The sequence below is a fragment of the Bizionia argentinensis JUB59 genome, assembly GCF_000224335.1.
GTDB classification, from domain to species: domain Bacteria; phylum Bacteroidota; class Bacteroidia; order Flavobacteriales; family Flavobacteriaceae; genus Algorimicrobium; species Algorimicrobium argentinense.
The window spans coordinates 122,469-149,012 of sequence record NZ_AFXZ01000009.1 but is presented as its reverse complement, the minus strand read 5'-3'; the positions used below and the strand labels follow the sequence as shown (position 1 = coordinate 149,012).

The following is a 26,544-nucleotide window of genomic DNA, read 5'->3' as shown; positions in this document are numbered from 1 at the left end:
ATTTTTAATCGTTTAGGTAATCGTTGATATCTACTTTATCGGAGTAATACTCCAGCTGTTCGTCCATGAATGATTTCTCGTGGTTCTTGGCCTGTTTTTTATTGGTGCTTTCAATAAGCTTGGCCGCTTTGTTTTGTGCCATTAGCCTTTCTTTAGATTTGTTGTTTTTGTGTTGTCCAAGACTATCCGATATTAAGTGCTTGGCCAGCGTATCGTTTAATTGTGGTTGTGCCATAAGTGGTTCTAGTAGTCTGGAGTTGGTGGCGCGCTCGTCCACTATCATGTTAGTAACAGACTTATTGAAGTTTCTAATCTTGTCTAGCTGTTCCTGGTCTCCTTCTCTACGATCTGCCAACGCCATTGGTTGTATGTATTTTTGCTCAAGCATAAAGCGTTCTTTGCCATCTGCAGACACGGCTAGGACTTGAGACAAGTCGTTAACATCATATTGAATGCTCCAGTCCTTATCAGCATGGTGGCGGAAATTGATATCGAAACTATCATAAGCATACTTCTCACCGTGAATGGTTAAGATTAAGCCTTCGCCTCTTAATTTGTTGGTGTAACCGGTATTGTCTCCGAACGTCAATAAGTAGCTTTCGTTTGTCATTATTGTTTTGTGCACCTCTTTGGTGTTCAACCAGTTTTTAGCATACTCTTTTCCGTTTTTAGAGCGTTCAGCGTATATGATAGACTCGATTTGCTTAATGCATCCCAATTGGTCCGGAAACTGCTTTTTAATTTTGTTCATGTACTCGTCGTTCGGTTGATTTTTAGACCCCGAATCCACGTTATGACCAGACCAGTTATTTAATAGCTTGCAATACTTTTTGTTTATGTGGTTGAAATACGGCTCAATTACTTTAGCCTTGGCATTACCAACAGAAGCTGGCGTAATGTTTCTAGTCACCTCCTTATAGGTTGACTTTAAGGTTTTGAATGCGTAGTTATCCATTTGCATTTCATAAGGCATATAAAGCTGACCAAACAGTTCTTTTGAATGTTGGATGGCATTCTGTAAGGCTTGCTTAATTAAAGCAGGCGTTTCATGGGTTCCAATTGCGAAGCCAATAGGGTAATTATTGAAGGTGTCCAATATTACGACAACCGTTAAGCGGTTATGGTATGATGTAACACTATGCCCTTTGTCGTTTGTTCCGGTGCTTTGGTATAGTAGTTCCGCATCCCAACCATCGAGCGTCCAATACGTCATTGGTGTAGTAGGACGGAAACGTTTAGCTTGCATTAGCACGTTATTTTTAAGCGACTTGCTACCATTACGTCCAGCGTGTGATACCACCTTCTTTTTATTTTTACGGTTGGAAACTGTCATGGCGGTAATGGTTTTCCAATCCATGCGTTCGGCAACTGTATTATATATGGTGCTTATTAGTTCGTTGTCTAGGTTGGTGTGCTTGGATATTAATTCGTCTAGCAATGCCATTTGTTCCTTTTCGGTTACTTTTTTGGCGTTACTGTTTTGAAGCTTACCAGATATTAATGTTTTGTAGCCTGCTGTTTTTGAAAGCTCCATTGCTTTAGCGTAAGCCGTAGCTTTACGACGTAGGCCATCTTTAGATGGTGGCAAGGTGTGAGCGACTTCGCGAAATGCATTCACATCATTACTCAAGGACTGCCAAATGTCTAGCTTTGTATATCCTAATGCTCTGGCGTATTCCTTGCGGTTATTTTTCATTTGAACAACCGTATTAAGTACTGACGCGTTATATATGTACTCTTCTACTTTTGCCATATCGAGCTTGTGCTCGTTATTATCGCCATAACGGTGTGATATGTAGAAATTGGCAGCTTCGCGATCTGATACATAGTGATCAGCGAACCAACTCTTTTTAATTTCCTCTTTTGGATTGCCAAACTCGGTGGTTAGCGCATCCTTGTAATCTCTACTTAATGAACTGTATAAAACCAATGCACCGCCTCCCCATGATCCGTTACGCATTTGCTTTTCGGTATTCTCTGGATTGTCCATGCGTTTTTTAAGCGCGCGATACGAAATAAGCTGCAGGCTATTGGCGTGTGGCTTTCTGTCTGAAGTTAGAAAGCGCACCTTAACGCATAGCTTGGCTTGGTAATGGATAAATGGGGATTCGTCTTGCATTATATATTGGATTGGTAAGTCTCAATCATTTCAAAGCGATTGTTAATTAAGAACTTCATGGCTTCAACAGCTTCAGGGTTGTCTCGTTTAAATCTCATTCGAGCTGTATTCTGCGGTATGCCTAGCATTTTGCCGAGAGTTATATAGTCTCCAAGCTCGATTTTTGGCGTTATTTCATTTTTGATAGCTTGTATTTTAAAAAGTTCCATATATTTACTTGTGCGTTTGTTAATACAAATGTAGCAAATTAATTGACTAACAAGCAAGTCTATGGACAATAAATTTACCTATATAAAGGAAAGAATATTGCATCTCGTTGAAATTAAAGGCTTTGGAAAGGAGGATTTCTTTGATAAGCTCGGCATGTCGTATGGTAGCTTTAAGGGAAGTGCCAAAGAAAGACCGATAAACTCGAATGCAATAGAAAATATATTGACTATAATACCTGACGCTAATTTAAATTGGATTATTACTGGAAAAGGCGAACCGATAATAGTTGATAGCATTAAAAATTACCAGAATAATAAGCAATCGCCATACTCACTTAACGAACCCAACCTACCAAAGCTAATAACTGTAGATAGTCAGGGAAATGAGAATACCGTTCTAGTTCCGGTACACGCCCAAGCTGGTTATATTTCAGGCTTTGGTGACCCTGATTACATAAGCACATTGCCCACATATAGGTTACCTCGTCTTAACAATGGAACCTTTAGAATGTTTGAAGTAAAAGGGCATAGCATGGTTCCAACACTACATAGCGGCTGCATAGTAGTAGGTGAATATTGTGAAAACTGGTACGACTTGAAGGATGGGCAGATATATATTATCATAACAGAGGACGGAATTGTAGTCAAGCGCGTTATTAATAGGCTTGAGAAATACGGCAACTTGTTTTTGAAGAGTGACAACAGATCAGAGTTTCCAAGCTACATTTTAAAACCTGAAGAAATAAAGGAAGTCTGGAAGGTTAGTTTAGCCATGCTTTTCAACTTATTAGACCCTTCCACGCTGTTTGATCGGATCAATGATTTGGAGGCAGATGTAACTATGTTAAAGCAAAAAAAGCCTAAAAAGTAGAAGGGAATAGCATAACTAGCTGATTTTCAATATATTTATTAAAAATTCAATGCATTACGGGGTAACTTTACCCCTTTTTTTATGCTTTTTTGTGTTTTTTTTTGTCGTTTCGGGTACTCCTACAGAACAAAACACGCGTTAAATAGTTCACCCTTTGGTACACCCTTTAGTACACGCTATGCCTATTTTGTCTAAAAAATGAAAGTGCCAAGTTTAGACGTAAACAGTCCGCTTTTTCGGCCCATAACGAGTCAACAAAAACCCTTAAAACTATGATGTGGCGTGATTTCGGCTGCATTCAGGCGCATAAAGTCGCAATGCGGTTTAAAATGTCTTTAAATGAAGTTTAAAATGTCGGTAAAATGTCGGTAAATGACTGCTTGTGGGCTTTTGGTAGAATTGACTAAACTATACTTTAACCAAACAAAACCCTTTATATACAAGGCTTTAGGCTTGTTTTAATAATTTTCCTTTTTTGGGCAAATCATTTTGGGGGGTGTATTTTTATAAATATATTAAAAAATACTGAATCTCCATTTGTTAATTTTATGTTAATTTTTAGTACTTTGCATTGCACAATACCTTTCTAAAGACATATATTTGCATAAGCAACTATTATATACTTTTACAAATGGAAGGAAATCATCATAAAAATATCGCAACATTCATTCACTTATCTACCTTTACTAGGTTTGTTATTCCTTTTGGGAATTTTATTGGCCCAATCGTATTATGGGTTATGAATAAAGATAAATCGGAGTTTGTAGATGCACATGGTAAACAAGCCATAAATTTTCAAATCAGCATTTTATTATACGCTTTAGTGATTGGTATGATTACGATTCCATTTTTTATTTTTAATCTGATTAGCGGTTTCGATTTTCTAAACATCAATACGTTTGATAATATTCAGATTAATATTAACAAACCTTCACCTCTACTTTATATAACTGGTGGATTGGGGTTTTTAGCGGTAATAGGATTTATATTAGAACTTGTTTTTATAGTAAAAGCAGCTTTAGCGGCAAGGGATGGACAACTATATAATTATCCATTAACTATTAAATTTTTAAAATAATCAGTAGAATTTCATCAAAATCAATCAATCAATCAATCAATCAATCAATCAATCAATCAATCAATCAAAAGATGAACAATTTAAAAAACAGATTAGGACAAGCAGGCTTTAAGCGGTTTTCCTTTATTAAAATTCACAGAGACATATGAAAATAGAAAACACAAAGGCACAAATGCGAAAAGGTGTTTTGGAGTATTGCATTCTTTCAGTTTTAAAAGACAACGATGCTTATGTAGCTGAAATATTGGCTACTTTAAAAGACGCTAAATTACTAGTTGTAGAAGGCACGATTTACCCACTACTTACCAGACTTAAAAACGCAGGACTACTCAATTACCGCTGGGAAGAATCCAACTCGGGACCTCCAAGAAAATACTATGGTTTAACCGAAACCGGGAAGTTATTTTTAACCGAATTAACTACAACTTGGAGTGAATTACAGAACGCAGTGAATATAGTAACCAGTCAAAAAACCACGAAATAATGAATAAAACAGTCAACATAAATTTAGCCGGTATCTTTTTCCATATTGATGAAGACGCATACCTAAAGCTACAACGCTATCTTGAGGCTATCAAGCGCTCATTTACTGACTCTCAAGGACGTTCTGAAATTATATCAGACATTGAAGCACGCATTGCCGAATTATTCAGTGAACGTATTAAGCACGATAAACACGTTATAGGGAATAAAGAGGTGGACGAGGTTATAACCATAATGGGCCAACCAGAAGATTACTTGGTGGACGACGACATATTTGAAGACGAACCAAAAAGTCAACACCAACGTAAAGAAGGTGCTAGTAAAAAACTATTTAGAGATACTGAAAATTCATATATCGGAGGTGTTTCTGCTGGTTTTGCACACTATTTTGGTATAGATGCACTTTGGATTCGTCTGTTATGGATTCTCCTCATATTTGGTGCTGGAACGGGTATCTTCCTTTACATACTATTATGGATTTTAATTCCGGAAGCTAAAACTACGGCTGACAAACTTACCATGAAAGGTGAACCTGTTAACATTAGTAACATTGAAAAAAAAATTAAAGACGGTTTTGATAATGTTTCCGGCGTTGCAAAAAATGTAGGCGATTCGTTATCCGGAACGGCAAAATCGGTTTCCGATTCGGTTTCAGGAGCGGCTAAAAATGTCAATTTTCAAAAGCATGGAAATAGTATTAAATCAAGTTCACAAAACTTTTTTGATGCTATTGGCGAAATTTTTATATTCTTCTTTAAAATTATCGCCAAATTTATAGGCGTTATCCTCATAATTACTGGTGCATCGGCAATAATTGGTTTACTAGTAGGTTTTTTAACTGTAGGTTTAACAGATGTTATTAGCATTCCTGGTTTTGAGCTCATAAATGCCGCAAATACATCTAATACGCCAATTTGGTTAGTTTCTATGTTGGCATTTTTTGCTATTGGAATACCATTCTTTTTTATCTTCTATTTAGGATTGAAAATTCTAATTAATAATTTAAAATCTATTGGAAACATTGCAAAATTTACGCTTTTAGGTATTTGGTTACTGTCTATAATTAGTTTAACTATTATAGGAATTAAACAAGCGACGCAGCATGCTTTCGATGCTCGCGTTTCGCAGAAAGAAACTTTGAATATTACGGCCAATGATACTTTAATAGTGAAAATGGTAGAAAGCTTGGATCATAACAGAGATTTTAGACGCAGTAGTAATTCTAGTCGTATAGCTTATAATGATACTAATGAAAAATATATTTATTCGCGAGATATACGGCTGATTGTTAAATCGACAAAAGATTCCGTAGGCTATATTATTATAGAAAAGAAAGCGGATGGTAGTAGTTTTGTATTAGCAAAAAAACGTGCAAATTCTATTGACTATGATTATCAGATTAACGGTAATACCTTATTATTAGATCCGTTTTTAACAACCGATATTAAAAATAAGTTTAGCGATCAGGAAGTAGAAATAACACTGTATTTACCAGAAGGCAGCACGCTTTATGCTAATGATAATACAACTAGTTTTCATAGAAATACGAGCCGTTACAATGATATTTTAGATTATGGTATGGAAGAACATTTTTTGAAAATAATAAATGATGGCGTTATTTGTGCCGATTGCCCAGAAGATGATTTTAAAGTGAATGTTGATATAAACAATAATGACGCCCAAGTAAAATTAGACAGTCAAGGCATTCAAATAAAATCGAACGATTCTAGTTTGGAATTAAATGAGAATGGCATTAAAGCAAACAGTGAAGAGGTAAAAGTTAATATTGACAAAAATGGTATAGAAATTATTACGAATAAAAAGTAAAATAATCATCAATTCTGCCTACCAACAGGCAATCAAAAATCTAACAATCAAAAAATCATGACCACATTATCTAAAATTATTATAACACTTATCATTACAACCTATATTTTTCTATTCTAGTAGAAATATATAATCAACAAAAAAACCGAAGCATGACTTCGGTTTTTTTATATAAAATAAATTTTATTCTTCTAGTTATAAGTAGATGTGCTCACTTCAAATTCAGAATCTTTAGCTGCTAAATAACGTTCAGCATCCAAGGCAGCCATACAGCCAGTTCCAGCTGCTGTAACAGCTTGTCTGTAAACACTATCGGCAGCGTCACCTGATACAAAAACACCTTCTAAATTTGTTTTAGATGTTCCAGCCTCGTTAATAATATAACCAGTTTCATCTAAATCTAAAAAGCCTTTGAAAATATCCGTATTCGGTTTATGTCCAATAGCTACAAAAAATCCTGTTACAGGAATTTCATGTTTCTCATTCGTTTTGTTGTTAACAACGCGAACACCTGTTACTACCTGACCATCTCCTAAAACCTCATCAGTTTCCGTGTTGTAAAGAATTTCTATATTTTCCGTTTTCTGAACACGAGCAGCCATAATTTTAGATGCTCTAAACTCATCACGTCTTACTAACATGGTTACTTTTTTACAAAGTTTTGATAAGTAATGTGCTTCTTCACAAGCGCTATCGCCTGCTCCAACGATTACTACTTCATGATTTCTGTAGAAAAACCCATCACAAACAGCACACGCCGAAACACCGCCACCTAGTTTCAAGTATTTCTGTTCAGATTCTAATCCTAGATAAATAGCTGAAGCACCTGTAGAGATGATTATCGTATCACAGTGAATTTCCTTCATATCATTTACCCAAACCTTATGAGTTCCTCCAGATTTGGAAAAATCTACTTTAGTTACCCAACCATCACGTACATCTGTTTCAAAACGTTCAGCCTGCGCTTGTAACTCCATCATCATAGCTGGACCAGTAATGCCTTGTGGATAGCCTGGGAAATTTTCAACTTCGTTTGTTGTTGTTAATTGTCCGCCAGGTTGAGCTCCTTGATATAAAACAGGTTTCATATTTGCTCTGGCTGCATAAATTGCCGCTGTGTATCCAGCAGGACCAGAACCTATTATTAAGCATTTAATTTTCTCGATAGTTTCAGACATAATATAATTGTAAATTTATTACTGCAAAAGTAGAAGTTTTGTATCAAACCACTCAATATTCTCACCAAAAGTTGCAATGAACCTATTGATTTTACCAATACCATTTAAAAATCAACTATAAAATACGATTTTCATTTTTATTGCGCGTTTACATTCCCGTTTTCATGTTAAAAATTATTTTTTTTCCGTTATCTTTAATCCCAATTTATATGTAAGTTTGTACCTAACAGAAATATTTTTATGGGAACCATTGCTACAGACAACGAGAAAGTTATTCTTTATTATAATTCAGAAAACACAATAGGAAAACAAGCTTATGCTTACGTTAGTACTTCTAACCGTGATGTTTTAGCTATTGATACTTCTAAAACTAAAGTTACCGGTATGCAGTGGTTAGAAATTGCATCTCGTTTAAAGACGTCTTTATCCGGATTAGTAAACCAAGAACATCCAGATTTTCAAAATAATTATAAAACGGAAAATGCGTCATTATCTGAGGAAGATTGGATTAAAGTACTTCAAAATCATCCAAACAGTTTGCGCTGCCCTATTTTAGTAGATGGCAAAAACTTTCATTTTATTGAAACACCTTCAGAAATATCCAAATATTTTGATAAAGAAAATGAGTGTAACGATACACGTTCTAAAAAATAAAGTTTAAATAGCGTCGTTAGATTCATCATTTCCTGATGGAATTTTCTTAAAGAATTCGTCTAAATCCGTATCACTTTCTATACCGTAGTTAGCGGTAACCAAACCTTTTATGCCATCTTTCGTTTCTATAACGTATAAAATTGACATGTCTGAAGGGTTGCTTAAGCCTTCAAAACGCTGGGTTCTTTTAATTATAATTTCATTTGGGCTATATAATTTGTTGCTTTTTAATTCCAAAAGCTTGTTATCTTCACATTTGAAATTACAGATATAACCACGTGCCTGATATTTCTCAATACAATCTAATTCGTTTCTTTGATTTTCCATAATAAAAAATTTAAATTAAAAATAAAGCAGGCTTCTACATTAAAGTAAATACCTGCTTTAATTACTACCCAAAATACGACTTCTGGAAGTTTAATAATCTCTAAGATAGCTATTTAATCTACAGCATCCTCTATATCGTCAGCAACATCTTTTACTGCATCTCCTACATCGTCAGCAACATCCTCGATGCTGTCATTTTTTTGATCTCTACAACTTGGTAATACTAATGACATACTGAATGCCACCAAAAATACATAAAGAAATTTTTTCATAATAAATGGTTTTAATTATTAAATGGTTTTTTATTGTAATTATACTTTTCTTCCACGAATAAGTGAAATAATAAAAAGCACTATAAATATAAAGAATAAAACTTTAGCAATCCCTGCAGCACCTGCCGCAATTCCGCCAAATCCAAAAATTCCTGCAATAATCGCTAATACGATAAATATAATTGTCCAACGTAACATAGTTTAAATGGTTTTAGGTTAATAAATTAGAAATATGACTATCAAATTTCTACACTGTAAAGATATCCATATCATTCAGTTTGAATTTGCTCTATCAGAATATCCTTTAACTCAAATGAGGTTTTTAAGATAGAATTCCCCGTTAAACGTGAATTTTAAACCAATAAAAATTAGATATGCAAAAAGGGAGCTTAATTAAAAGCGTCCCTTTTTAGTAGTGCATTTAAAGATTATTGTAAATCTTCTAATCTCTTAATCGTATTCAACTCTTGAGAAATTGTGTTCTTCTGCTTCATCACTAAATCTCTGGTTGAAGCCGGCAAACTTGTTTCGTTAAGAACTTCGTTATACTCTTCAACTGAAGCTTTTTCTCCGCGAATTGCTTCTTCAAGCATAGACTCGGCGTTATCTGAAGAAAAAACAGCTTTTACATCCATCCAAGCTCTATGCGCAGTACCTGTTACACTACCACCTTTGTCCGGCTCTTGTCCGAAATTTTTAATTTCAGATTTTAACTGATGTCCAAAATCATAGCGCTCTGCAGCCTTACGATTAAAATGATTTTTTAAAGATGTATTTTCAGTATGTTCCGCTGCTTTTTTATAACCTTTTTCCGCATCATAATTTTTTTCTAATAATGCGTTAAGCTTGTTTCCTACTTCTTTTGTATATGGATTCATAATATAATGTATTTTAATTTTTAGCAATTTGTTTTGAGATGCTTGCTACTTTACATCCAATTATATTATAAAGATACCTTAAGAAAAGACTCTTGGTTAACCCTAATAGATTTAAAATTAACGCAAAAAAAACAGATTAATTAATCTGTTATCATCAGTAACCAAAATATTAAAAATATAATTTCATGTAATCCTGATAAGATTCTATTAAAGCTGTTTTTCAGTTTAAGGAAAACTCATAGCAGCTAATTACAAAAAATGAAGACACGTTATCCTACAGTTAATTAGTTTGTTTTAAGCTTTTCGCCACTTTTAATCAAGGTGCAGAATCAGTTAATTAGTTTAAACTTTGCAATTGGTTAACTGGGTTGTATATCATGATTGCTCATGATAATTTGAAATAATTGTAATTTATTAGAGTTTAGCTACACGGGGCACTTATAATTAGTGTTTAGTAAACATTTTGCGAACCAGCATAAAAACACCATATTTACTTGCCTTCTTTATAATAGGTTCTATCCAATTATAAGGCGTTAAGTCGTCTTTAAATTCGGTTTTCAGTAGTTTTATTTCTTCCCAAGCTATTCTACGCTCTAAATTCAACCGTTTTAAATCGGTTTCAAGGTCGTTAAAATTTGTATAAGATGGTTTCATATAGTAGTGTTTAAATCAAAAATATACTCTAAAAAAGTATTTTTAAATTATCGATTATTACTCGTCTTCCGCGAAAAATTTTGAGCCAATTTTTCTAATAATATATTTATTTATGGAGTTTCGAGTCGCATAAATTAATAAACCAATTACAAAGAATATTCCTGCAACCGCTAAATAACCAAGTGCTAAATCTTCTAATAATTCACCTAAACTAATAGCCCCAGCAACAGATCCAAAAATTACTCCTAACACAACAAATGTACCAACAGCCCATAATTTAGCTATCATACTAACCGTAAAGGTTAATTGCTGAAATAATTTAAGTTTAAAATATTGGTGAGAACTTTTAATATACTTCTCACCAATATCTCCAGCTCTATCTGTTTTTTCTCCTATGGATTCAAAAACATTCATAAGCATTTATGATTTTTGCAATTTCTTATTCTTATCTTTTAAATCTTTAAGTTTTGCTTCTAAAGTAGTAATTACATCATCCGCTTTATAACTTACATCAGATACAATAGATTCAACTCTATCTTCCAATGTATGCTTCTCTGCACTTACTGTTGCTACAACACGATCACGTAATTCCGAAGCAGAAGATGCCATTTTTGCTTTTTGCGATTCAGCTTCGTCTGAAATACGTTGTCTTGTTACACTTCCTTTATCTGGTGCAAATAATATTCCTAAAACTGCTCCAATTGTTGCTCCGGCTAAAACGCCTAATGCTGTACTTCCGCTATTATTCATAATATATATTGTTTTTAATTAAACTATTTGTTTCTATACAACAAAGATGATGACAATGAAGCGTCTGTATTGACGCTAATCAATTAAATATTGACTTAAAACAATTTCATCTATTGCGTTAATTCTTTTATGAAATAGATTAAGCTTCATGCTCTTAAAAAACTATCTTCATATCTTAATTAATATGATAACTATGTCCAAAATAATTAAAACCATAAATCCTTACACCGGAGCCTCTTTAGAAAGTTACAAGCAGTTTTCTGATGCTACGTTAGAGGACTATATAAACCGTGCAGAAGAAACATTTCATGAATGGAAAACAACAGAGATTTCTGAACGCACCGACCTTTTTAAACAACTAGCAGATAACCTTATAAAGAATAAGCAACACTATAGTGAGCTAATGTCTAAAGAAATGGGGAAACCTATTTCTCAAAGTATAGCAGAAATTGAAAAATGTGCTTTACTAACTGATTTTTACGTTAAAAATGCTGAAGATTTTCTAGCTGACGAAATTATTACTACAGATGCTTCTGAAAGCTTTATAAGCTATGATCCATTAGGTTGTATTTTAGGTATTATGCCTTGGAATTATCCTTTTTGGCAAGTAATACGCTTTGCAGTTCCTACAATAGCAGCTGGTAATACCGTTTTATTAAAGCATGCTGCAAATGTAACAGGTTGCGCCTTAATAATAGAAGAGTTGTTTAAAGAAAGTGGATTTCCTAAAGGTTGCTTTCAAACCTTGGTTGTAGATCATGCCCAAATAGAAAATTTAATTGCAGACAATCGCATACAAGCCGTTTCCTTAACAGGAAGTGAAAAAGCGGGCAGACATATTGCCGCATTAGCTGGAAAAAACCTTAAGAAAACGGTATTAGAATTAGGTGGAAATAACGCCTGTATCGTTTTAGCAGATGCCGATTTAGATTCCTATATGGACATCATGGTAAATGCTAGAATGCAAAACACTGGACAAAGTTGTATTGCTGCCAAACGTTTTATTGTAGAAGAATCTATTTACGATACATTTTTAGAAAAATTTAAAAACAAAGTTTCAGCCATTAAAATAGGCGACCCTTTAAAACTAGACACCGAATTAACAGTTTTAGCACGTGAAGACCTGGCCGAAACACTAAAAAAACAAGTTGACGACTCCGTGAAAAAAGGAGCAAAAGTCTTAATGGGCAACAAAATGGATAAAACATATTTTGAGCCTACAATAATTACGGGTGTTAAACCAGGAATGCCAGTTTTTGATGATGAAACATTTGGACCTGTAGCCGCAATAATTAAAGTGAAAAATGCTGATGAAGCTTATGAAATGGCTACGAATTCTAAATTTGGTTTAGGTAGCATGATTTTTACTCAAGATACCGAAGCTGCCAAACTACAAATTGGTCGTATTCCAGATGGTGCATTTTTTATAAATGATATAGTAAAATCCGATCCAAGACTACCTTTTGGCGGCACTAAAGCTTCTGGTTTTGGACGAGAACTTTCCGAAGAAGGAATACATGAATTTGTAAATAAGAAAACAGTATATATTAACCTTTAAAACTAAAAATTATGCCAGTAATAAAAGATGAAAATTCCGATAGAGAAGATTATCTATTTCAAGATGATAAAAAAACAACATTTACGACCACATTTGTTATATCTGCACTTGTAATATTAATTGCGGCTGTTGCAATTTCAGGGATTTATTTTGAATGGTTTTAATCTTCCTAAAAACAAAAAGAACTTATTTCTTTTGTAAATTAATTAAAATAAAAAAGCTCAACTAAATGTTGAGCTTTTTACTTCTAATTTATATCTAAAAATTTGCTATTAATGGTTTTGCATATTTATGTTACCTTTTTCTCCTAAATCGGGCGTATTATCCGTAATAGATCCGTCCACAATTTTGAAAAATGAAACTAACTTATTCTGACTCGTGTCCCAATAGTAGGCATTTTCCATATTAATATTTAGTAAGGCTAAATTGGCATCCTCTTTTCCTTCAAACCAAGTGTTTAATGCAGGATTCCACAATTCATCTATTTTTTTCTGATCTACAATATGAGTAGCATGTCCATAAATAGATAAATACTTATTTTTTACTTCATCTGTATAAATAATTTGAACGCGATTATCTTCTTGTATGTCACTAAAATGACCACTTGTTCTCGATGAAAAAAACCATAAGTCTCCTTGAGCATCCATTTGCTGTAATGTCATAGGACAAACTGAAAATGGGGTTTTATTAAGTTGAGTTGCCAACATAACTATTTTTGGCTCATCAATAAGTGCTCTTATTTTTTCTAATCCGTCGGTATCTTTGTTATAGTTTCTAGTGCTCATAATGTAAGAGTTAATCGTTAAAAATAAAGTGAATGTTAAGCCGCAAGTTTGCGGCAAGCTTCTGCACAAACTAAACATGATGCTGCACAAATTTGACAATGCTCATGATTGTGTTGCTGACACTCCTTTGCACACCATTCGCAAACTTCAGCACACAAAAGGCAATATTCTTTTACAAAAGGACTGTCCGAAATCATGAACTTTACAGCAATTAAACAGGCATCTATACATTGCGCGCAACAATTTGGACAACTGTTATGACTTTCCATTGGCGACATCTGCGTTAAACAATGTTGACAGTCAATGAAGCACTGCTGACAAGCTTTAATACAACTTTCATAATTGCGTATCATAATTTAGAAGTTTTTAAATTAAAATGTATTCAAATAACTTAATCTAAAGAATCAGACCACGCGCACGTAAACACTAAAATGACTTAATGCTTCTAACAGATTAAGCTGAAATTGCCATATCTCTTTGTGCAAATTTGTAATCTTTTGGACTACAGTTATACTTTTCCTTAAAGATTTTAGAAAAATAACTTCGACTTGTTAAACCGATGGTATAAACAACTTCCGAAATATTCATATCAGTTCTTTTTAAAAGAACTTCCGCTTTTTTAATTCGAACCTCTCTTATATACTCTGTAACCGTATGACCATGCATTAGTTTAAATCCTTCCTGCAATTTTGAAGGCGATAAACCAAATTGATTATATAATTGTGTTATAGTTATTTGCGACTCAGAATTATCATTAACAAAACGAGAAACTTCTTTTAAGGTTTCCATTTCTGTAACTGTAAGGGAACCCGTATTTTCTTTTCTATTATTTAAATCATCTGAATGTTGCTGAATTTCCAATGCTAGTATAACATGTACTAATCCTTGAACTAATAAACTTCTAACTAAACCTTCTTGAGTAATTGCGTTTAATTGTTCAATTTTCTCTGAAATTTTTAAATTATGAGATCCGATGTATACAAAGTTATCTGCCGTGCTGTTTGCAAAAAATGTTTCCCGTAGTTCAGCTTTTAATCCGTTAGAATCCGACTGACTTGTTCCTGAAGTTTGAACTGAAATTAGTGTTGTATTTAACGGCACATTCTTTTTAAAATATAATATGTTCGCTTCTGCCTTGCGACTAGTTAATATACCAGTTTGGAAACTTTCCAGAATTCGTTTCTCTCCAGTTTGTCCAAAACTATGGCCTAATTGCCCTTTAGAGCAATACGTAAAATAGATAGGGTTTTTATCAGGCGTATTGATAGACAATACTAAATCATGACTAAAAACCATGTTAAACTCTAAATATGAAATACCGTCTTGTAAAGGAACACCTTTAATTACGCCTTTTCCAAAATCGCTATCTACTTTTAATATAAACTCTTTATAGTTAACCGTCAAATCGCCTCCAAATGTTAATTTAAGCTGTTGGAAAGTGGCTTTCATCGTCTTAGCTTCTAAATATGCAGTTTTCATAAGGGTCGTATTTTGAGTTAGTAAATTAATCTTTAGTTTTTCTCATTTCAACAACACAATAATAAATGTGTTGCTAATGATGATGTAAAGATATTTACACTCAGGACCTTTTCTGTTATACAATTTTGGTATTGTGTTATACAACTTTCTTATTTCACTGCATAACAGTTGATTTTCAGTATATTAAAAAAATACAACAAGACCTTAATAAAATTAAGTATTTTAAATAATTGTGGTAAAATAAATTTAAGAGACAATTTTACGCTGGTAGATAAATTATAAACTGTGCTCCTTTACCTAGCTCACCAGTGGCAAAAATAAAGCCATTATGGTTTTCTACTATCTTTTTACAAATAGCCAAACCAATTCCGGTGCCGGAGTACTCTGTTTTTTGATGGAGTCGTTGAAAGACTTCAAATATTTTGTTGGCGTGTTTAGAATCGAAACCAATTCCATTATCTATAAATGTAATTTTATGATATTGCTTACTTGTACTTAATAAGTGATCCGGTAAATCGGTGCCAGCTACCTTTTGAACTTGTATTTGAATTTGTGGACTAGTGGCAGCATTCTTATATTTTAAAGCATTAGCAATTAGATTAGCAAATAACTGCTCCATTTGGAAGAAAACGCCATTAATATTTGGAAGTTTATCTGAAGTTATTTCTGCTCCCGTATCATTAATGGATGCAACCAAATCATCCTTAACCTTATCTAATACGTGATTTAAATCAATAAGTTCTAAATCTGTTTTACTATTATCAATTCTAGAGTACGATAGCAAGTTTTGTATAAGCCCCTGCATACGTTCAGCACCATTTTTAACTTTTTCAAAATAATTTTGGCTTTTAACACTAAAGGTTCCGCCATCTACGTCTTCGATTCTAGAAATAAATAATTGAATTTTACGCAATGGTTCTTGTAAATCATGACTCGCCACGCGATTAAATGATTCCAGCTCGGCATTACTCTGTTTTAAATCTAAATTACTTTTCCTTATCTCTTCTGCCGCATGAATACTTTGTGTTACATCTTGAACAACTCCAATCATAACTTGTTTACCGTTTCTATTTAAAAACTGTCCATTGGTTTTAACATATTTAACAGCACCTGTTTTGGTCATAATACGATAGGTGTATTCTTCGGAAGTTTCCCCCTTAAAGTATGCCTCCGCTTTTAAATCATAAAGTGCTAAATCATCTTGATGAATAAAGTCTCTGAATTTTTTTAGTGAAGATTTAAATTCATTGGGTTCATAACCAAGCAAACGGTAAAAATTTTCAGATATTTCAGTCGTATCTGAATCCATATACCATAAAAAGCTACCAATTTTGGCTATACTTTCAGCATCCGTTAATATGGAGTTTCTAATGACCAATTGGTCATTTAGTTTTCTTAATTCATCCGACTTTTCTTTTTCTCCAGTTGTTTCTCTAATTGTAACAGTTACTCCATCTCCCAGCTTTATAGCTGTTGCATTGAACCAATGTGTCTTGCTGTTTTTTTCGAAAGGCACTTCATACTCTGTATGCTTATTAACTTCTATGGTATTTACCAGATGCTCAAAAACACCGTTTTCAAAAATATCTGGATAAATCTCTGAAACATTTTTATTTTTAATTTCTTCTGGTATTTGTCCTGTAATAGGATTAATACGATCGTTTACAAATAAAATTTGGAAATCGACAATTGCACCTTCAGTATTTCTTATACTTTTAAAATGCATAACAACGTGAGAAATACTTTTAAAAATGTTAGCTAATAAGGCTCGGCTATCTAATAGTTTTAAGTTCTGATTTTCTAATCGCTTTTTTAAATTTAACTGAATATTCTTAGCCTCTTCTTCTACGGATGAGTTTCTTGCCGTAATTAAAACACCTTCTGATAACGGTGTTACAAAAGAATGAAACCACATTACAGAATCATTCATGGTTATTTTACTATCGAATTTTACTTTTTCGCTATTCAAATAACTTGTTTTTAGTTTCTCAAAATCAACGCTTCCCTTTAGGTGCGGAAACAATTTTATAACACTTCTTCCAAGCATCTTATCCGGCTCTAAACCAAAATAATCTCGATTACATTCATTAGCAAAAACCACTTTAAAATCTATTATTTCATTTTTCTCATTAAAAATTGGCTCATAATAATTAACCACGTTATCCGTAGTGGCTAAGACACTTTTTAAGAAATTTTCAGATTCGCGAATGCGTGCTTTATTTCTATAAATCCTTATAAAAGAAAGGACAAATACCATTAAAGCAATAAAAGCTAAAAACAATAAAATTTTGGGTGCTAATGTTTTATTAGATGCATAGGCTTTTTTACGTTGCTCCATGAGGCGTTGCTCCTCAACAATCATCTTTTCTTTAATGCTTCGTAGTTGATATAATGTAATACTAATTACAGTTTTCTGGGCACCTCTATATTGTAAGATTGTATTATCAGCTTCATAATCAACATCATTTAAATCCTGAAGCTGCTCATATAAATCATCTAATAATACTTTAATCCTGTCCAATCGTTCAATTTGCGATGGATTATCACTAATTAAAAGTTGCAAACTATCTATACTTACACGGCCTTCTTCTCTATAAGTTTCGAAAGCCAAATTACTATCGCCTGGCTTTAAAAGCTCATCTCGTAATTCTTCAGAGTCTGCTTGTGTAAAATGCGCTGTTAAAAGACTTATACCATTGTACACATGCAGTGAATGCGAAACCATTTCCGCTGAACTCTGCATACGAAGAACCTGCTTATAGGCTATCGTAATTGTAAAAGCCAAAATAGCAAAAGCAACTATAGTTAATATATAATAAGTTTTAGAAGATGTATATACGCGCTTAAAGTCCATAAAAATTAAATACGGAAAAGAAAGGTTTCTTTATTTAAATTGGAGGTATGATATTGCCAATTAAGCTGTAAAACTTTCTCTACCACTTCCCGCAATTTACCAAAGTTATTGGGCTTATTCACATAAATATTTGCCCCATTTAAAAAAGTATCTTCAATATCTTTCTCTGAAGATGATGTGGAATATATAGCAACACATAGATCCTTTAATCTAGGATTACTACGAATTTCAATTAAACATTGCTGACCATTTTTTATAGGCATGTTTAAATCCAAAAAAATAAGACTTGGCAACACTACATTTGGTAAATTCAAATAATCCATAAGCTCCTGCCCATGATTAAAAAGCGATAATTTGGTACGAATTTGAATTTCGTCGATGGCTTCACTGAATAACATTCTATCATCCTCATCATCATCTGCCAAAACAATATTTAAAAGCATTTCGCTCATCTAATTATAATTTTTATAGAATTATATATTTTTATTTTTCATGATTTTTTGGAAACTGCTTGGCGTTAAACCTGTCGTTTTTTTAAACTGTCCAGATAAATGAGCCACACTACTATAATCCAATTGATAAGCTATTTCCGTTAACGTTAAATCACTATTACATATACGTTCTTTTACGAGATCTACTTTTTTCAGAATCATATAATTTTCTATAGATGTATATGTACTTTCTGAAAAAACTGTCGATAAATGCGCATACGAATATAGCAAGGTATCCGATAAATAACTAGAAACTTTTACGGTTCGTAAATCTTTATTATTTAGTAAATCATTAATCGTATTTTTAATGCGCTCCACTAATGTTTCTTTAGGATTTGATAAAATTTGAATGCCATAACGCCCTAGAGCTGCCACTAATTGTTCCCGAGTTGTTTCATTTATAGTATCATGAATTTTAACTTCACCTTGAGTTGTGTGTGTATGTGAAATATTTAAAGCATCGAGCTGCTCTTTCAAAACCGTTTTACATACCAAATCATAATCGTATTTAACAAAAAGTTTCATTGATAATCAATCAGTTTAGTTATAAGTATAAAAAGCTTAAAGATATCTTTTTTAAAGTAATAAATAACATGATTAAGTTGATATTTTATAACAGGCTTGGGTTGTACAGCTATTTATTTAGCTAATATATTAAAAACAGTTAACATGTTTTTCGAGTCAAAGCACCTCGAATTTCAAGCAAAAAAAAAGAGATAAATAAATTATCTCTCATGCTGTAATTTCAATTTATTTATACGGAACGCGTAGCATTTACAATATACTGTAAATCTTCTCGATTTAAGGACTTACCATAAATAGCCTGATCAGGGTCCATTATATCTGTATCACTCAAACTCCCTATATATAGTGGAGCAAATCCGATATCATGTATTAATTGTCTACCTACCAATTTACTTTCTTCATCCTGCGCTGCAAAAGGTATGGCTAATTTATCGGTTTCTTTAAAAGCTTGATTTCTTAAATCTTCTGCCTTAATAGTGTTAAAGGCTTTTATTGTACTTGCTGAATTAAATTTCATAGCGGTGTATTCCGTTGCATTGTAATTAGCATCGCGAACATCTTTAGCTATTTCGCCATCGCGCTCTGGACACGGATTTGTGGCATCAATAATTATCTTATCAGCATAATGACTAGCATATATATCAGCTAAATCATTAATAGCTTCAAATGGCATTGCTAATAAATATACATCAGCATTTGCTTCAAATGCTTTTATAATACTAACCGCTTTAGCGTCTCCTCCCGCTTCTCTTACTAATGTATTTAAATTTTCAGGGTTCCTGGAACTAAATAGTACCTCATGACCGGCTTTTGCCCAATGTTTCCCTAAACTCCCTCCTATATTTCCGCTTCCTATTATTCCTATCTTCATAATCTATTTCATTTTTAATTCGGTTTTTAGTGTAGCCAATCACCTTTAAATGCAAAATCTTCTTGCGGTTTGCGTTCGCGCTTACCAGTTTCTTGCTTTTTAAGATCGTTAGGCAAATCATCCAAATCACCTCCATAATAACCCAAAGCAATTGCAGTTGACACATGATAACCTTTGGGAACCTTGAAATCTTCATGAGCTTTTTTCCAATTTACTCCTGCCATATGATGCATACCAATTCCCACATATTGAGCTTGAACCGTCATAGCACCTAAACATAATCCCAAATCGTGTAAAGCGTGAAAATTTTCTTTTCCGTCACTAGTATTTTCTTTGTAAGCTGCCAACATTAAAAGTGGCGCATTATCTGCCCATGACTTATTAAAATCGCTTAAACAGTTAAAAATTTTCTGAAAAGCTTCAGTCCCTTTTTCGGCATAAATAAAACGCCAAGGTTGATAGTTATTGGAGCTTGCTGACCAACGAGCGGCTTCAAAAAGCTGTTTTAAATGACGACCTTTAATTTCTTCACTCTTAAAAACTCGAGGGCTGTAGCGTTGCTTTAAAAGGGCAAATATTTCAAAATCAGTTTCTGCTATATTTTCTAATTGTATTTTATTTTGGGTTTCCATAGCACGTAGATTGTGTCTTTTTATATTGTGACCAAGTTAAATTTTAAATAACGCATTACTTAACTTTAAACCCAAAAATATTAATGCAATAAACATTTATTATATATGATTTATGGCGTTAATAAAAACTTTAAGAGCGCTTTAACAATTTTAATTACAAAGTTTTTTAGGTCTTAAAAGCCTATTCATATTTAAAACTTTTTTTTTTGCCATCCTGCTATTTACAAATATTTTTATGTTTCCTCATTAAAAGACGTCCTTTAATAATGAAATAGAAATCGTTACTGACTATAATTTTAAGAATTTATAATGATTTCATGTCTAGATTGTGCGGCAGATAATTGTGGAAAGCTAATTTACTTATTGTTTTAGGTTCATTTTTTACAAAGAAAAACAGGCAATCGTTTATGGCCAAAACTAAATTTTAGGGCAACAATACTTATAATAATAAATGCATTTGTTAGCGCTAAAAATGGTTTGTTTTATAATTAAGAACATGCTAAATGATTTTTGATTAGGGCATAGAATTTAAAATATCCGCTTAAAACGCAAGCATTCAAGGCAGCATTTAAGATAAAAGTTTAACCAAGCTAAAACCACAAATTGACAATCATAAAGTCACTTCGCATATTATTTTTCACTTAAAAGATTTATCGCATCACTCTCTATATATTTTAATTCATTTAATTACGAAGGAACTACAAACCATTTATTTGCACATATAAAAAGCTCTATTAGATTTTAAACACCTTCCTCAAGTTCATCTTTATTACTAGCATACTCGTCTTTATAAATACGAATAATTACTATAGCTAAACTCAACAATAAAGGTCCAAATATTAAACCTATAAATCCAAATAATGGAATACCTATTATAACTCCTATTAAGGTGATTAATGGGTGCACATCATCTAATCTGCGAAGCACAAGTAAACGAATTAAATTATCAGTAGAACCCACTACTATTAAACCATAAAGCAAAATACCCCATGCTGCAAATGTATCGCCAGCTGCCATGGCAATAATAAAAACAGGTATTATTCCTAGCATACTACCTACAAAAGGAACCATAGAACCTATGGTTATAATTACAGCCCAAAAAAATGGTGCTTCAATACCAAAAATTAAAAAACCAACTAATGCAATAATACCTTGAGCAATTGCCACTAACGGGATTCCAATAGCATTAGCGCGAACCATGCTATTCATTTCCTTACCTAAAGTTTTTAAATCGTTTCGATTAATAGGAATATAATCCATTAAAGATTCGCGTAACTGCCTCCTGTTCGTAAACATATAGAATAACATAAAATACATAATGGAAACACCTATAATTGTATTGAAAGTACCACCCGCAAAATTTTGTAAGTTTTCAGAGAGCCATCCAGAAACAGCAGAAGCATCTATTTGCGAAGTAAACTCAAAACCAAATTTGCTTTCTATTTCAGTTAATTGAGATTTAAGAATTTTTGTTATCCGCTCTGGATTTTCTACCGCCTTACTTATTTTATTACCGAGCATTAAAGCTGTTCCAGCTAATGGTACTAAAATAACAAAGAAAGAACCGAGCATTAAAAATACTGCAGCCAAATTTGGATTCCAGCCTCTTTTAACTAGTTTACCCATTGTTTTCCGTAAAAGCACATATATAGTAATGGCTCCCAAAACGCCTGACAAATAGGGAATCATTTCTCGGAAAATTAAAATACAAACTAATAAAATTAGTAATAGTAAGAATATCTGACGTATGACTTTTGGCGGGATTATTTTCATTTATTATAGATTGATTGTTGGTTAAATATAAGTTTTAATTATTACGTAATGCGTGAGTTAATTCAGATTTATTTATTTTGGAACGTTCATCAATTACTTCGTTTTGGTTTTGATTGTATAATTCCTTTTTAGGCCAATTCTCGTAAGATTTTTTTTAACTGTTGCTATCCCCAGAATTTGGTGAATGAGTAATTGCAGCAGATTTTTATTTCCTGCAAACTCTATATCGCAAGGCTATATATTGATTTTCTTACTTAATACTTGGTTTACCCATACTTCTTATTTTATAGTATTCTAAAGTCTGTGAACTAAATTAAGTTCAAATTTGCGGTATTAAATTGAATTGTATTAACACAATCCAATAAAAATTGAGCATCATTGCTAGAGCCCTCAAATATTTATTGGCTCAATATTTTATTCAAATGAGTTCAGAAGCAACCATCTTATACGATACCTTTATGAATAGAAACAAACAGAGTATTAACTTAATTTTTAAAATTATGAACAAGGATCAATTAGAAGGAAAATGGAAACAAGTTAAAGGTGAGTTCAAACAAAAATATGGTAAACTTACAGATGACGATTTAAAGTATTCTGAAGGAAAGTTTGATGAAATGATCGGAAAACTTCAAGAAAAGACGGGAAAGAAACGTGAAGAAATTGAAAAAGAAATTAATGAATGGTAGTCTTAAGCAATTAACGGCTTAAACCATTTATGAGAATATCCCTAAAATTAATATTTTAGGGATATTTTTTAGGTTAAAATTTAGATGTAAACTCTAATTATTCCTTGGAATCTAAAGACGATTCCGTATTATAACTCGATTTTATTCCTAACCCATAACGCTCGGCATAAACCCATGTAAATTGTGCTCCAAAAAATAAAATCAAACAGGAGTACGATACCCAAAGTAAAATAAGGACAATGGTTCCAGCCGCACCATAGGTGGACCCTGGATTAGCTTGTCCAAAATAAAGCCCCAATAGAAACTTACCAAGTACAAATAAAAGTGCTGTAATAAAAGCTCCTATCCAAACTGTTTTCCATCTAATTTTGGCGTCTGGTAAAAATTTAAATATAAGAGCAAAAAGCAATGTCACAATTCCTATAGACACCAGGAAGTCGAATATAAAAGCGATATAAACCACCATATCGGGCAATAAACTTTGAATATAATCCTTTAAAACAGAAATTATAGCAGTCACCAGAAAACTTACAAGCATTAAAAATCCCATGGCTAAAATAAATGCAAAACTACGGGCTCGATCCAAAAGCATTTTTCCAAAGCTCATACCGTTTTCTGGACTTATTTTCCATATTTGATTAAGAGACAATTGCAAGTGATAGAAAACTCCTGTTGCACCAAATATCAAGGTTCCAATACCTAATATGGTTGCCATCGTACTTTTTTCAGAATTTTGTGTTTCAATCATCATACTCTGTATAGAATCGGCAGCATCGCTACCTAAAGCACTAGAGATTTCGTTAGTTAACTGTCCTTGTACAATTTCTACACCCCAAAAATAACCGACTAAATTTATAATAATCACCAAAAGCCCTGGTAATGATAAAACGGCATAATAAGCTACAACAGCACTTAAACGAAACGGATCGTTAGCATCCCATGCTTTATAAGTTTCTACAATTAAAGATGGCAGGTGTTTTAATTTAAAGGATTCGGTTTCAACTGGAGTCATTATATTAATATTAAATGGATGATAATAATGGTTAGTATATAAAAAAGGTTGACCTTGAGCCAACCTTTGTAATTATTTTAAAATCTGTTTACTTTTTAAATGCTTTGTAGCTAAATTTTTGTCCACCTACAGATAAGTCAGCCATTAAACCTGCTTTTGGCATTGTGAATACAACTACTCCATCGCTATAATTAGCATCTTTGGAAACGCCTTTATCTACTGCTACGGCGGAAGCTTCGGCGGCAAACTCGAAATTACCTTCTTTAAAATCCGCTAAAGCGACATCAGTTTCAAAAAAGATGACTTCAGTTATAGCTTGTCCTCCAGCTTTCAGTCCAACACTAATTTCTTTTAAATCGGCCATACCTACAGCTTTGCCATATTCATAAACCACACCATTTCCACTGGCTCCACCAATTATTAAACCGCCCTTACCAACGTTTGGAAAAATAACATAACCTGAAGCCGTTGAAAAGAACTTCTCGAAACCTGCATCTTTTTCCATTAACATGGTTTTAGCTTTCTCGGCATCCTTCATTATTTTAATATCCTTCTCATTTTGTGCTACGGCGCCAACTGAAATAAAAAGAAGGCAAGCTGCCACTATTGTTTTTAAAGTTTTCATATTGCATTTATTTTATTGTTCCTACCAAAACTATAGTATCATTAAGTTACATAGTAACACAATACATAAAAATGATAGCGCAAAACGATCTAAAAATTAAAACAATTCCAAAAAAAAATCCATATTTAAAATATGGATTTTTGATTATACTATTGTGTGATTATTATTTTAAAAATCGTTTCACTATTCTGTAAAGTCCATATTTACCAGCCATACTCAATAATGTATTCACCCAGTTAGCCGGTCTTAAATTTTCTTTAAATTCAGTTTTAAGAAGTTTCATTTCTTCCAAAGCAATTTTACGTTCTAAATTCAAACGTTGTAAATCGGTTTCTATGTCGTTAAAAGATTGGTAGTGTCTCATAATTTATGAATCGAAGAATTTTGAAGAAAAACGTTTAATAATCATATTATCAATTACAGAGCGCGCCAGATAAATAATTAGCGTTAAAATTAAGAATACACCAGCAACCACGAGATAGCCTAGGGCTTGATTACCTAACCACTCGCCAATAGCCAACGCTGCGGCTAGTGCTGCAAAGAGTAATCCAATAGCAAAAAGGCCACCTATTAAAAGTGCTTTAGCAACCATACTTACAGAAATGGTTATTTGCTGAAAGACCTTAAGTTTCACGTACTCTGTAGATTTTTTGACATAGATTTCACCTGCGTCACCCATCTTACCAGACGTATTGTTTAAAGATTCAAAAATATTCATTCATTTACGATTTTTGGAACTTCTTGTTTTTAGATTTCATTTCACTTAACTTCTTTTCAAGACTAGTAATAACATCTTCCGTTTTATGGCTAACGTTACTGACAAGAGATTCCAATTGATCATCAAGATTCTCTTTTTTATTAGAAACAGTACTTGATATTTTATCTTTTAAATTGTGAGCACCTTCACTCATAGTATCTCGAGCATGTGCAGTCTCTTCAGCGATTCTTTGTCGGGTATTTGCACCTTTATCTGGCGCAAATAAAATTCCTAATGTTACACCAATAGCAGTTCCTGCCAATAATCCTAAAATTGCGTTACTTTCTTTTCCCATAATATTTTTGTTTTTTTACTTTAATTTAATTTTAAATCGGCACACGATTATCGCGTGACATGGTTCTGTATAAAAATAAGAAATCTATTTTAATAAATAAGCTTTTAATCAACCATTGATTTACTTTAAAATACAACGTTTTTCTGAATTAAACATAGTAATTACGTAGAATTTAACATTTAAAATGCAAAAAGCTTGAGCGAACTCAAGCTTTTTACCAACTTATATTTTAAAGTATTGCTTATTTTATAGCAACTAATTCTAAATCGAAAGTTAAATCCTGACCAGCAAGTGGATGATTTCCATCTACTATAATATGATCATTATTAACGGCAGAAATACGAAATTGGTGCTCCGATCCATCTGGGTTTTTAGAAGCAAGACCCATACCTACTTCAGGTTTGATGTCTTCTGGTAACTGATCTTTTTTAACCTCGTGAAACAATTCTTGCTGAACGTCTCCGTAAGCTTCTGTTTTTTCAATTACGACTGTTTTTTTATCATTTACCTTCATTTCTAAAACTGCTTTTTCAAAACCAGGAATTAGCATACCTTGACCAAGTGTAAACTCTAAAGGCTCTTTATCTTCAGAACTATCAAAAACTTGACCACTAGTTAATTTTCCTGTGTAATGAACTTGTACAGTATCATTTTCTTTTACATGACTCATAAAAAATGTATTTAATTTAAATTTAAATTCCCACAAAACTAACATTTATTACTCGGAATACCATAGCGGTATCGCGTCTTATTATAATATTAACGTTTAATCAATTAGCTGATAACAGTTTAAAAAGATTAAGAAACTAATGAAAAGGTTTAAAATTTGAAGGAAGAAACCTCCTCTTTTGTTGCTATCACTGATATTTAAAGCTAGTTTTAAAAATTAATTCACATCAAA

At 32.8% G+C, this 26,544-nt stretch carries 30 protein-coding genes; 8 read left to right on the top strand and 22 right to left on the bottom strand.

Annotated features, from left to right (window positions below; translation table 11 throughout):
• Nucleotides 1-4: 4 nt before the first annotated feature.
• Nucleotides 5-2,119 carry a hypothetical protein gene (locus BZARG_RS03820; protein WP_050807282.1) on the bottom strand — a complete coding sequence of 705 codons (2,115 nt, stop codon included), beginning with the start codon at nt 2,117-2,119 and terminating at the stop codon, nt 5-7.
• Between the two features lie 270 nt (nt 2,120-2,389).
• Between BZARG_RS03820 and BZARG_RS03810 the strand changes: the two genes are divergently transcribed.
• The 4 genes from BZARG_RS03810 to BZARG_RS03795 all read left to right on the top strand — a co-directional run bounded on the left by BZARG_RS03810 (nt 2,390) and on the right by BZARG_RS03795 (nt 6,587).
• A complete protein-coding gene (locus BZARG_RS03810) occupies nt 2,390-3,199 on the top strand; it encodes a S24 family peptidase (protein WP_008635328.1) in 810 nt (269 codons plus the stop codon).
• 631 nt (nt 3,200-3,830) lie between these two features.
• The gene (locus BZARG_RS03805) at nt 3,831-4,277 is read left to right on the top strand and encodes a DUF4870 domain-containing protein (RefSeq protein ID WP_008635566.1); all 447 of its coding nucleotides are present in this window, start codon (nt 3,831-3,833) and stop codon (nt 4,275-4,277) included.
• Nucleotides 4,278-4,422: 145 nt separating this feature from the next.
• Nucleotides 4,423-4,761, top strand: coding sequence for a PadR family transcriptional regulator (locus tag BZARG_RS03800; RefSeq protein WP_008635367.1), 339 nt, complete (start codon nt 4,423-4,425; stop codon nt 4,759-4,761).
• Nucleotides 4,761-6,587, top strand: coding sequence for a PspC domain-containing protein (locus tag BZARG_RS03795; RefSeq protein ID WP_008635604.1), 1,827 nt, complete (start codon nt 4,761-4,763; stop codon nt 6,585-6,587). Before BZARG_RS03800 ends, BZARG_RS03795 begins: the two co-directional genes overlap by 1 nt.
• Nucleotides 6,588-6,778: 191 nt before the next feature.
• Here the strand turns inward: BZARG_RS03795 and trxB are convergent, their stop codons facing one another.
• A complete protein-coding gene (gene trxB / locus BZARG_RS03790) occupies nt 6,779-7,765 on the bottom strand; it encodes a thioredoxin-disulfide reductase (protein WP_008635382.1) in 987 nt (328 codons plus the stop codon).
• 240 nt (nt 7,766-8,005) lie between these two features.
• On the opposite strand from trxB, the gene BZARG_RS03785 reads away from it, so the two are divergent.
• Nucleotides 8,006-8,419, top strand: coding sequence for an arsenate reductase family protein (locus BZARG_RS03785; protein WP_008635530.1), 414 nt, complete (start codon nt 8,006-8,008; stop codon nt 8,417-8,419).
• 3 nt (nt 8,420-8,422) lie between these two features.
• Here BZARG_RS03785 and BZARG_RS03780 read toward each other — a convergent pair whose 3' ends face one another.
• The 6 genes from BZARG_RS03780 to BZARG_RS03755 form a co-directional block, all read right to left on the bottom strand.
• Nucleotides 8,423-8,746, bottom strand: a complete 324-nt coding sequence (locus BZARG_RS03780) for a hypothetical protein (RefSeq protein ID WP_008635373.1) — start codon at nt 8,744-8,746, stop codon at nt 8,423-8,425.
• A gap of 311 nt (nt 8,747-9,057) precedes the next feature.
• Nucleotides 9,058-9,216 carry a DUF1328 family protein gene (locus tag BZARG_RS15430; RefSeq protein WP_008635694.1) on the bottom strand — a complete coding sequence of 53 codons (159 nt, stop codon included), beginning with the start codon at nt 9,214-9,216 and terminating at the stop codon, nt 9,058-9,060.
• Nucleotides 9,217-9,446: 230 nt separating this feature from the next.
• Nucleotides 9,447-9,896: a ferritin-like domain-containing protein gene (locus BZARG_RS03770; protein ID WP_008635464.1), complete on the bottom strand. Its 450-nt coding sequence runs from the start codon at nt 9,894-9,896 to the stop codon at nt 9,447-9,449.
• Between the two features lie 444 nt (nt 9,897-10,340).
• On the bottom strand, nt 10,341-10,550 hold the full coding sequence (locus BZARG_RS03765) for a hypothetical protein (protein WP_008635574.1): 210 nt from the start codon (nt 10,548-10,550) through the stop codon (nt 10,341-10,343).
• 57 nt (nt 10,551-10,607) lie between these two features.
• Nucleotides 10,608-10,964 carry a hypothetical protein gene (locus BZARG_RS03760; protein WP_040287996.1) on the bottom strand — a complete coding sequence of 119 codons (357 nt, stop codon included), beginning with the start codon at nt 10,962-10,964 and terminating at the stop codon, nt 10,608-10,610.
• A 6-nt stretch (nt 10,965-10,970) separates the two neighbouring features.
• Nucleotides 10,971-11,300, bottom strand: a complete 330-nt coding sequence (locus BZARG_RS03755; RefSeq protein WP_008635369.1) for a YtxH domain-containing protein — start codon at nt 11,298-11,300, stop codon at nt 10,971-10,973.
• 193 nt (nt 11,301-11,493) lie between these two features.
• Between BZARG_RS03755 and BZARG_RS03750 the strand changes: the two genes are divergently transcribed.
• Both BZARG_RS03750 and BZARG_RS15845 read left to right on the top strand, forming a co-directional pair.
• Complete coding sequence (locus tag BZARG_RS03750; RefSeq protein ID WP_008635370.1) at nt 11,494-12,858, top strand: NAD-dependent succinate-semialdehyde dehydrogenase; 1,365 nt, start codon at nt 11,494-11,496, stop codon at nt 12,856-12,858.
• Between the two features lie 11 nt (nt 12,859-12,869).
• A complete protein-coding gene (locus tag BZARG_RS15845; RefSeq protein WP_008635685.1) occupies nt 12,870-13,022 on the top strand; it encodes a hypothetical protein in 153 nt (50 codons plus the stop codon).
• Nucleotides 13,023-13,130: 108 nt separating this feature from the next.
• Here BZARG_RS15845 and BZARG_RS03745 read toward each other — a convergent pair whose 3' ends face one another.
• The 8 genes from BZARG_RS03745 to BZARG_RS03710 all read right to left on the bottom strand — a co-directional run bounded on the left by BZARG_RS03745 (nt 13,131) and on the right by BZARG_RS03710 (nt 22,268).
• Entirely contained in the window at nt 13,131-13,643 is a 513-nt protein-coding gene (locus BZARG_RS03745; RefSeq protein WP_008635679.1) for a pyridoxamine 5'-phosphate oxidase family protein, read from the bottom strand.
• 453 nt (nt 13,644-14,096) lie between these two features.
• On the bottom strand, nt 14,097-15,122 hold the full coding sequence (locus tag BZARG_RS03740) for a helix-turn-helix transcriptional regulator (protein WP_040287979.1): 1,026 nt from the start codon (nt 15,120-15,122) through the stop codon (nt 14,097-14,099).
• Nucleotides 15,123-15,381: 259 nt separating this feature from the next.
• On the bottom strand, nt 15,382-17,976 hold the full coding sequence (locus BZARG_RS03735; RefSeq protein ID WP_008635740.1) for an ATP-binding protein: 2,595 nt from the start codon (nt 17,974-17,976) through the stop codon (nt 15,382-15,384).
• A 5-nt stretch (nt 17,977-17,981) separates the two neighbouring features.
• Nucleotides 17,982-18,428, bottom strand: coding sequence for a response regulator (locus tag BZARG_RS03730; protein ID WP_008635474.1), 447 nt, complete (start codon nt 18,426-18,428; stop codon nt 17,982-17,984).
• 21 nt (nt 18,429-18,449) lie between these two features.
• Complete coding sequence (locus BZARG_RS03725; protein ID WP_008635407.1) at nt 18,450-18,992, bottom strand: helix-turn-helix domain-containing protein; 543 nt, start codon at nt 18,990-18,992, stop codon at nt 18,450-18,452.
• A gap of 229 nt (nt 18,993-19,221) precedes the next feature.
• Complete coding sequence (locus tag BZARG_RS03720) at nt 19,222-19,863, bottom strand: NADPH-dependent F420 reductase (RefSeq protein WP_008635642.1); 642 nt, start codon at nt 19,861-19,863, stop codon at nt 19,222-19,224.
• A gap of 26 nt (nt 19,864-19,889) precedes the next feature.
• Nucleotides 19,890-20,495, bottom strand: a complete 606-nt coding sequence (locus BZARG_RS03715) for a nitroreductase family protein (RefSeq protein ID WP_008635424.1) — start codon at nt 20,493-20,495, stop codon at nt 19,890-19,892.
• Between the two features lie 741 nt (nt 20,496-21,236).
• Complete coding sequence (locus BZARG_RS03710; RefSeq protein WP_008635501.1) at nt 21,237-22,268, bottom strand: AI-2E family transporter; 1,032 nt, start codon at nt 22,266-22,268, stop codon at nt 21,237-21,239.
• Nucleotides 22,269-22,768: 500 nt separating this feature from the next.
• Between BZARG_RS03710 and BZARG_RS03705 the strand changes: the two genes are divergently transcribed.
• Nucleotides 22,769-22,954, top strand: a complete 186-nt coding sequence (locus BZARG_RS03705; RefSeq protein WP_008635682.1) for a CsbD family protein — start codon at nt 22,769-22,771, stop codon at nt 22,952-22,954.
• 97 nt (nt 22,955-23,051) lie between these two features.
• Here the strand turns inward: BZARG_RS03705 and BZARG_RS03700 are convergent, their stop codons facing one another.
• From BZARG_RS03700 to BZARG_RS03675, 6 genes are all read right to left on the bottom strand, one after another.
• A complete protein-coding gene (locus BZARG_RS03700) occupies nt 23,052-23,966 on the bottom strand; it encodes a YihY/virulence factor BrkB family protein (RefSeq protein ID WP_008635634.1) in 915 nt (304 codons plus the stop codon).
• Nucleotides 23,967-24,054: 88 nt separating this feature from the next.
• Nucleotides 24,055-24,591, bottom strand: a complete 537-nt coding sequence (locus BZARG_RS03695; protein WP_008635463.1) for a lipid-binding SYLF domain-containing protein — start codon at nt 24,589-24,591, stop codon at nt 24,055-24,057.
• A gap of 163 nt (nt 24,592-24,754) precedes the next feature.
• Nucleotides 24,755-24,955, bottom strand: coding sequence for a DUF6327 family protein (locus tag BZARG_RS03690; protein WP_008635340.1), 201 nt, complete (start codon nt 24,953-24,955; stop codon nt 24,755-24,757).
• Between the two features lie 3 nt (nt 24,956-24,958).
• Entirely contained in the window at nt 24,959-25,309 is a 351-nt protein-coding gene (locus tag BZARG_RS03685; RefSeq protein WP_008635593.1) for a hypothetical protein, read from the bottom strand.
• 4 nt (nt 25,310-25,313) lie between these two features.
• The gene (locus BZARG_RS03680; RefSeq protein ID WP_008635406.1) at nt 25,314-25,643 is read right to left on the bottom strand and encodes a YtxH domain-containing protein; all 330 of its coding nucleotides are present in this window, start codon (nt 25,641-25,643) and stop codon (nt 25,314-25,316) included.
• Nucleotides 25,644-25,884: 241 nt separating this feature from the next.
• Nucleotides 25,885-26,313, bottom strand: coding sequence for an FKBP-type peptidyl-prolyl cis-trans isomerase (locus tag BZARG_RS03675; protein ID WP_008635579.1), 429 nt, complete (start codon nt 26,311-26,313; stop codon nt 25,885-25,887).
• Nucleotides 26,314-26,544: the final 231 nt, after the last annotated feature.